The organism is Mycolicibacterium arseniciresistens (genome assembly GCF_030519285.1).
GTDB classification, from domain to species: domain Bacteria; phylum Actinomycetota; class Actinomycetes; order Mycobacteriales; family Mycobacteriaceae; genus Mycobacterium; species Mycobacterium arseniciresistens.
Genome location: NZ_JAUMSQ010000484.1, coordinates 1 through 1,331 on the forward strand (window position 1 = coordinate 1; position 1,331 = coordinate 1,331).

Sequence of the window (1,331 nt, forward strand, 5' to 3'; positions counted from 1 at the left end):
GGTTCGAGATCAGCGGCGTCTGCGGCGGGGTGCCACCCAACCCGGGTAGCGACGCCGCCCGCACCAGCCCGGCGCCCGTCGACGGCCCCGAACCGCCCGCCAACGGGTGGTTCGAGAACGGGTTGGCACCGATCAACCCCATCTGCGCGACCGGCTTGTCGCCCCCGGCGCCCATCTGGCTGAACATGGAGGTCACCTGCTGCAGCGGCTGGGTGATCTGCTGGATGCCGCTGGAGACCTGCTGCCCGAACTGCTGCGGCACCGAGGCCAGCTGCGACCCCATCTGGGTGGCCATCTGCACGCCCTGCTGCATCACCTGCTGTGTCATCTGGCTCTGCTGCGTGGCGTTGTCGGCCTGCTTGGCCTGGCCGCCCGCGCGCTCGGACGCATGCTTGCCCTGCGCCGCGGCGCGACCACCGGTCAACTTCGCCGACTGCAGGTGCGCGTGGGCCGACACCATCTCGACCGTCGCGTTGCGCAACGCGCCCATCGGTGCCCGGGCCGTCGCCTGGGCCACGTTGGTGCCCGCCGTCGCCGCGCCGATGCCCGGCATGACGATCGGCTTCATCGGCATGATCGGCTCGAACAACAGGTTCAGCGACGTCTCCGCCTGGTACGCGGTCATCACCCCGGCGGCCTGGTTCCACATCCGGACGAAGTAGTCGAACTCGTTCACTGCGATCGGCACGGTGTTGATGCCGAGGAAGTTCGTCGCGTTCAGCACCGCGTTGGTGACGTGGTTCTGTTCGATCTCCGGAATCGGTGGCGTCGTTGCCAGCGCCAGGCTGTAGGAGTTTGCCTGAGCCGTCGCCTGCATCGCCCGCTTCTGCGCCTGCATGGCCGTGGTCCGCAGCCACATGATCATCGGCAGCGTCGCCGCGACCGCGCGCTGGCTCGCGGCGCCACTCCACAGCCCCTGCAGATTGTTCAGCGATGCGGCGAGTTCGTCGGCCTGGGTCTCCAGCAGGATCGCCAGCCCTTCCCACCCCGCCGCGGCCTGCACCATCGGCACGGGGCCGGCACCGAGCATCAAGCGCGCGGTGTTGACCTCGGGCGGAAGCGCAACCCAGGTAGGCGGAAGGGGAACGGGCACCATGGCGAGTGCGGATCTCCTGTCGAGTTACTCGAACGTCTTCGGTTACAACGTGCTCGCGTTGGCGGCGTCGACGGCGTCGTAGATGCCGGCGATCTCCATGTACGCCGAACCCGCGCGCGCCAGCTCCTCCTGGGCGAAGGCGTTGAGTGCGAGCGCGTCGGCGCCCTCGACGGCGAATGCGGCGGCGGCCATGGCCGACACCTCGTCGGCGCCGGCCGGCACCAGCGCGGTGACT

2 protein-coding genes are annotated in these 1,331 nt (G+C 69.5%); both read right to left on the reverse strand.

What is annotated here, in order from left to right:
- The coding region (locus Q2100_RS30805) for a PPE family protein (protein WP_302917064.1) at positions 1-1,096 on the reverse strand (1,096 nt) is incomplete at its 3' end.
- A 42-nt stretch (positions 1,097-1,138) separates the two neighbouring features.
- The coding region (locus Q2100_RS30810) for a PE domain-containing protein (protein WP_302917065.1) at positions 1,139-1,331 on the reverse strand (193 nt) is incomplete at its 5' end.